This is a genomic window from Buchnera aphidicola (Mindarus abietinus) (genome assembly GCF_964059085.1).
Taxonomy (GTDB): Bacteria; Pseudomonadota; Gammaproteobacteria; order Enterobacterales; family Enterobacteriaceae; genus Buchnera_A; species Buchnera_A aphidicola_C.
In genome coordinates this window covers 1-6,439 of record NZ_OZ060399.1, presented here as the reverse complement: position 1 = coordinate 6,439, position 6,439 = coordinate 1, and the positions used below count along the sequence as shown (strand labels likewise).

Below are 6,439 nucleotides of genomic sequence, written 5' to 3'. Positions count from 1 at the left end.
ATGTGTAAAAAAAGATAAAAACAAAAAAATTAAAACATATATATATAAAATGTATGTTTTATTCTTCTTAATTTTTTAATGAAATCGATTCATTTGAAAAAAAAAAAAAAAAATCCCTATGCAAAAAAATGCATTCAAAATTTTTAATTTTTAATTTTTAATTTTATTTATGTAGTTATATTATTTGCAATTTTTCTTAATCTAAAATATTCAAAATTAACCTGTTTTTTTAATTCAATAGAACCCATTTTTACAAGTTCTTCTATCGAATAACGTTTAACTAATCCATTTAAAATATATTGTCTAGCTATTTTTTCCTCTAGTTTGATAATTTTTTTTGCTTCTTTTTTTTGTTTCTTTATTATATATTTAGATTTTCTATATTGAAAAATTTTTCTAATATATTGTTCTTTAGCTTCCCTTCTAATTTCCATTAAAGTAATAGAAAATTCTCCTTTTTTAACTCGCTTTTCATTAATCCAATTTAATTGCCTTTTTTTTACTTGATCTAATTTAAATTTTGAAATTCCGAATAACATAAAAAATAAAGGTGTTAAAGTAATTATTTTAGGAATATAAGTACCCATAATTCGATCCCAAATTTTTTCACATGTAACATATCCCATAGGTTCCATAAATTCTGTAATTAATCTAGAAGCTCTAGTAATAGATTTATTTCCTGCTTTAGAAATTGTTGATAACCCACATTCATCGGATAAAGTTTCAATAGAAGCCATTACTAGTTCTGAAGAGATATTAAAATGATATAACATCGCTTGTACCATAGCTCTCATAGCTCTTGCTCTATGTTCGTTTAATCTTCTAAATCTAGGTAATATATTTCCTGTGACAGGATTAATAGGTTGCGTAGTATAATTTATTTCACTTCTAGCTACATCAACTTGTGAAGCTTTTTTAATAGCATAACGAATAAAAGCTGGCCGTTTATTTTTGCTTTTTGGTTGTATAAACATTGGATAAAGATTGTGTATATAGTTTTTTCTAGACACTATAACCTGGACTTAGGCGGGAACTAATGAAAGTTAATAATTTTAACGCATTAAAGATATTTTCTATATCTATTTTCAATTTTCAAAATTACGTCGGTCCGCCCAAATGTCAATAAATTTGAAAATTATTGCGCCTGGGGAAAAATTCTCCCCAACCTAACCACTTAAAAAGGTGTGGTTTAACCAACTATATTAAAACTTTAAATTTAATTAAATATTTTTTAATAAAAATATTACTAATAATAATAATGCTAACTATAATAATGTAATTATTTTTTATATGCAATATAATATATATATATAAAAAAAACATTTTTTTTAAATAAAATTTATTTTTTCTTAATTTTTTCAGAACGTCGTATATTATTAATTGCATCCAGCATAGCATTAACTATAGATTCAACAATATCTGTTGTTAATCCAAATCCATGAAAACAACGATTATTATAATTTATTGTAATATCTATTTTTTTTATTTCTGAATCTCCTTTTTGTTCTAAAGTTAATTGAAACTGTTTAATAATAAAAGAATAATTTGTTAATTTTTTTAACGCTTGATATATAGCATCTATAGAACCACTATTAGTAGTTATCTTAGTTGAATATTCTTTTTCTTGTAATAATAATTTTATTGAAACAGTTGTGGTACCTTTTGAATATGATTCAATAGTAAATTTTTTTAATTTAAAATAAAATAATTCTTTTCTTTTTTCATTAAGAAATGCTAATGCTTCTAAATCATAGTCAAAAACTTGCCCTTTTTTATCTGCTAATTTTAAAAAATTAAGATATAATTGGTTGATATCATAATCATTCTTATGATATCCCATTTCTTTCATGTAATGTTTTACAGCTGCCCTTCCTGAACGAGAAGTTAAATTAAGTTTAACTTCTTTTAAACCAATAGAATTAGGATCGATAATTTCGTAATTTTTTTTATTTTTTAAAACACCATCTTGATGTATACCTGAGGAATGTGAAAAAGCATTAATACCTACGATTGCTTTATTAATAGGAATTGGGACACAACATAATTTGCTAACTATTTGACTAGTTTTATAAATTTCTTTATGTTTAATATTAGTATATACATTTAATGATTTTTCATGTAATCTAATGGCCATTATTATTTCTTCTAAGGCAGCATTTCCTGCTCTTTCTCCAATGCCATTAATAGTTCCTTCAATTTGTTGAGCACCAGCTTGTATAGCAGAAATAGAATTTGCTACTGCCATTCCTAAATCATTATGACAATGAACTGATATAATTGATTGATCGATATTATCAACTCTTTTTCTTATTTCTTTAATTATTTGAGAGAATTTTTCTGGAAAAGAATATCCTACTGTATCTGGAATATTAATAGTTTTTGCTCCTGCTTTTATTACTTTTTCAATAATTCGACATAAATTATCAATAGAAGTTCTTCCAGCATCTTCACAGGAAAATTCCACATCATCTGTATATTTTCTCGCTCTTTTTATAGAAGAAATTGCCATTTCTATAATTTCTTTAAAATTTTTTCTTAATTTTGATTTAACATGAATATCTGAAGTTCCTAAAAATAAATGTATTCTAAATGAATTTGAAAAACTCATTGCTTCTGCAGCAACATCTATGTCTTTCTCAAGACATCTGGCTAAACTACATATTCTACTATTCTTAATAATTTTAGATATTTGTTGAATTGATTTAAAATCTCCAGGAGAGGAAATTGGAAATCCTAGTTCAATTACGTCAATTCCCATATTTTCTAAAGCAATTGCTATTTTTATTTTTTCTCTTGCTGTTAAGCTTGCTTTTAATGACTGTTCACCATCTCTTAATGTAGTATCTAATATAATTATTTTCTTTTTCATTTTTTTCCTTTTATGTAATATATATTAAGTTTTAATAAACGTTTAGAACAATATTCTATTTTTTTTTAATAATATATATAAAAAAAAAAAAAATTTTCAATAAATAAAAATTTGATTTTTTTTAAAATTATGATATCATTTTTATTAATAAATCCCCTCAGAGTTATGTCGGCCCGCCCAAGCATCAATAACTTTGAGGGGATATTTTTATTTTTGATAAGTTAAATTTTAATATTTATTTTAAATATGAAAAAAAGATGGAATATTTTTTTCATATATTTCTATTTTTTCTTTCGATTTCATAGTTGAATCAATAGTATCTAATCCATTTAATAAACAAAACTGATGAAAATTATTAATTTTAAAAGAATATTTTTTTTTCTCTATTAAAACTTTTTTTTCTTTTAAAAAGATATTAGCTGTAACATTAATATTTTTTTTTATTAAAAAAAATAAATTTTCAATTTTTTCATTATCTAATGAAATTAATAATAGTTGATTGTTTAAACTATTGTTATAAAAAATATCTGCAAAACTTGGGGCTATAATTGCTTTAAATCCATAATCTATTAAAGCCCAAACAGCATGTTCTCTTGATGAACCACATCCAAAATTTTCTCTAGTTAATAAAATACTTGAATTTCTATAATTAACATTATTCAAAATAAATTTTGGATTTGGTACATTTGTATTTCCATCTAAAAATCTCCAATTAAAAAACAAATACTTTCCAAATCCTGTTTTTTTTATTTCAGTTAAAAATTGTTTCGGAATAATTGCATCAGTATCTACATTAGATTTATCTAAAGGAACAATCGTACCTTTATGAGTTAAAAATTTTTTCATTTTTTCCCTAATTAAATTTTCTTATATCTATGAAAGTTCCTGCAATTGCTGCTGCTGCTGCCATACTAGGACTAACTAAGTGAGTTCTTCCTCTTCTACCTTGTCTATCTTCAAAATTCCTGTTACTGGTAGAAGCACATCTTTCTCCTGGATTTAATCTGTCTTCATTCATTCCTAAGCACATAGAACATCCAGGATATCTCCATTCAAATCCTGCTTTAATAAAAATTTGATCTAATCCTTCTTTTTCTGCTTGTTTTTTGACTATTCCCGATCCTGGAACTACAATAGCTTTTACATTAGAAAAAACATTTTTATTTTTAATAAATTTTGCAGCTTCTTGCAAATCTTCTATTCTTGAATTTGTACATGAACCAATAAAAACTTTATCAATTTTTAATTGATTTAAATAAGTTCCTGGTTTTATATTCATATAAGTTAAAGCATCTTTACATTCTTTTTTTTCTAATTTATTTTTATAAAATTCTATACGAGGAATAGGTTCATTTATTCCTATAACTTGATCTGGTTTAGTTCCCCAACTTACTTGAGGGACTAAGTTTGATATATCTATTTCTACTTCTTGATCAAATTTAGCACCTTTATCGGATTTTAAATTTTTCCAAAATTTTAGTGCTTTATTCCATTCTTTACCTTTAGGAGCATATTTCTTATTTTTTAAATAGGTATATGTTTTTTCATCTGGTGCAATGATGCCAGATTTTGCTCCCATTTCAATTGCCATATTACAAATTGTCATTCTACCTTCCATACTTAATTTAGAAATTACATTTCCTGAAAATTCTATTATAAATCCTGTGCCTCCTGAAGTAGTCATTTTTCTTATTATAAAAAGAATAATATCTTTAGCTGTAATGTATCTAGGAATTTTTCCTATAACATTAATTTTCATAGTTTTAAATCTATTTTGTTTGATTGTTTGTGTTGCAAAAACATGTTCTACTTCTGATGTTCCAATACCGAATGATAATGCCCCAAAAGCTCCATGTGTGGAGGTATGTGAATCTCCACATACAATTGTCATTCCTGGCAAAGTTAAGCCTTGTTCTGGACTTATAACATGTACAATTCCTTGCTCTATATGTTTTAAATCAAATAATTTTATATTAAATTGTTTACAATTTTTAACTAATTTTTTTATTTGTATTTTTGCTAAGTCTTCTAATTGATTAATTTCTCTTTTTGTTGTTGATACATTATGATCTATGGTAGCAAAAGTTTTTTTTGGTTTTCTTACTATTCTATTTTTGATTCGTAAAGATTGGAACGCTTGAGGTGATGTTACTTCATGAATTAGATGAAGATCAACATATATAATTGGTGTTTCTTCTTTTTCTTCATGTACTAAATGAGCATCATATATTTTTTGATATAACGTTTTTTTCATTTTTTTCATACTCTTTAATTAAAAATTCAGAAATAAGATTTCCCATTTCTTCTGTAGTAATATATTTTTCTTTATCATTTGCAATATCTAAAGTTCTATATCCTTTTTTTAATACATTTTTTATTGATTTGTTTATACATCTTGATATTTTTGGTTTTTTTAAGCTATATTCTATTAACATAGATAAAGAAAGAATTTGAGCTATAGGATTTGCTATATTTTTATTTTGAATATCAGGAGCAGATCCTCCAGCAGGTTCATATATTCCAAATTTATTTTCATTAAAACTTGCAGAAGGAAGCATTCCTATAGAACCTGTAATCATTGCACATTCATCAGATAAAATATCCCCAAATAAATTAGAAGTTAAAATTATATCAAATTGAGATGGATTTTTTATAATTTGCATTGCTGCGTTATCTATATATAAATGTGATAAAATTACATTTGGATATTTTTTTGATACTTTTTCAATAGTTTTTCTCCACAAAATGGAACTTTCTAAAACATTAGCTTTATCAATTGAAGTTATTCTTAATTTTTTTTTCTGCGCTATTTGAAAAGCAACATGAGCAATTCTTTCAATTTCAAATTCATAATAGATCTCTGTATCGAAAGCATACTTATTTTTTCCATTTTTTTTTGTTCCTTTTGGTAAACCAAAGTATATTCCTCCTGTTAATTCTCTAATGCAAAGGATATTAAAACCATTTGAAACAATCTCTTTTCGTAAAGGAGATAATTTTCGAAGTTCTGGATATAATTTTGCTGGACGTAAATTACAAAAAAAACCAAATTTTTTTCTTAAATTTAACAATCCACTTCTTTCAGGTTGTTGATGTAAAGGAAGATAATTCCATTTTGGCCCTCCTATAGAACCTAATAAAATAGCAATAGATTTTTCACAACCAACTATAGTTTCTTCAGGTAATCCTATTCCATATTTATCTATAGCAATTCCCCCAATATCATATTCTTTAGTTTGAATATTTAAATTAAAATATCGATTAAGAACATTTATAATTTTATATGTTTCTTTTATAACTTCAGGTCCTATTCCATCTCCAGGTAAAATAGCAATTTTATTTTTTTTTCTCATTATTAAAATTCTTATTTTAAAAAATATTTTTTAATTATCTGTGTTTATAATTATACCATATAATTAAAATTAAAAATTTTATTAAAAAAATTATTTCTTTAATTAATTTTTTTTATAAAGTATGACTTGTTTATATCTTTTTATTGTTTTAATAATTTATTTGTTATTTTGCATTTATTTTATAAAAGCATTTATTTTATAAACCATTTGCATTTAT

At 24.2% G+C, this 6,439-nt stretch carries 5 protein-coding genes; all 5 read right to left on the bottom strand.

The annotated features are described in order from the left end of the window. Positions 1-167: 167 nt before the first annotated feature. The 5 genes from repA to leuB all read right to left on the bottom strand — a co-directional run bounded on the left by repA (position 168) and on the right by leuB (position 6,222). A complete protein-coding gene (gene repA / locus AB4W62_RS02615; RefSeq protein WP_367680155.1) occupies positions 168-1,013 on the bottom strand; it encodes a plasmid replication initiator RepA in 846 nt (281 codons plus the stop codon). Positions 1,014-1,339: 326 nt separating this feature from the next. Then, complete coding sequence (gene leuA / locus AB4W62_RS02610; protein ID WP_367680151.1) at positions 1,340-2,869, bottom strand: 2-isopropylmalate synthase; 1,530 nt, start codon at positions 2,867-2,869, stop codon at positions 1,340-1,342. Positions 2,870-3,109: 240 nt separating this feature from the next. Continuing rightward, positions 3,110-3,715 (bottom strand): 3-isopropylmalate dehydratase small subunit, encoded by a 606-nt coding sequence (leuD, locus tag AB4W62_RS02605; protein ID WP_367680154.1) that lies wholly within the window; start codon positions 3,713-3,715, stop codon positions 3,110-3,112. A 7-nt stretch (positions 3,716-3,722) separates the two neighbouring features. Then, complete coding sequence (leuC, locus tag AB4W62_RS02600; RefSeq protein WP_367680153.1) at positions 3,723-5,123, bottom strand: 3-isopropylmalate dehydratase large subunit; 1,401 nt, start codon at positions 5,121-5,123, stop codon at positions 3,723-3,725. After that, on the bottom strand, positions 5,092-6,222 hold the full coding sequence (gene leuB, locus AB4W62_RS02595) for a 3-isopropylmalate dehydrogenase (RefSeq protein ID WP_367680152.1): 1,131 nt from the start codon (positions 6,220-6,222) through the stop codon (positions 5,092-5,094). The genes leuC and leuB overlap by 32 nt, the downstream gene beginning before the upstream one ends. Between the last annotated feature and the right edge of the window lie 217 nt (positions 6,223-6,439).

Coding starts and splice junctions, on each gene's coding strand:
- leuA (WP_367680151.1), bottom strand. CDS start 2,869: ATGAAAAAGAAAATAATTATATTAGATACTACATTAAGAGATGGTGAA.
- leuD (WP_367680154.1), bottom strand. CDS start 3,715: ATGAAAAAATTTTTAACTCATAAAGGTACGATTGTTCCTTTAGATAAA.
- leuB (WP_367680152.1), bottom strand. CDS start 6,222: ATGAGAAAAAAAAATAAAATTGCTATTTTACCTGGAGATGGAATAGGA.
- leuC (WP_367680153.1), bottom strand. CDS start 5,123: ATGAAAAAAACGTTATATCAAAAAATATATGATGCTCATTTAGTACAT.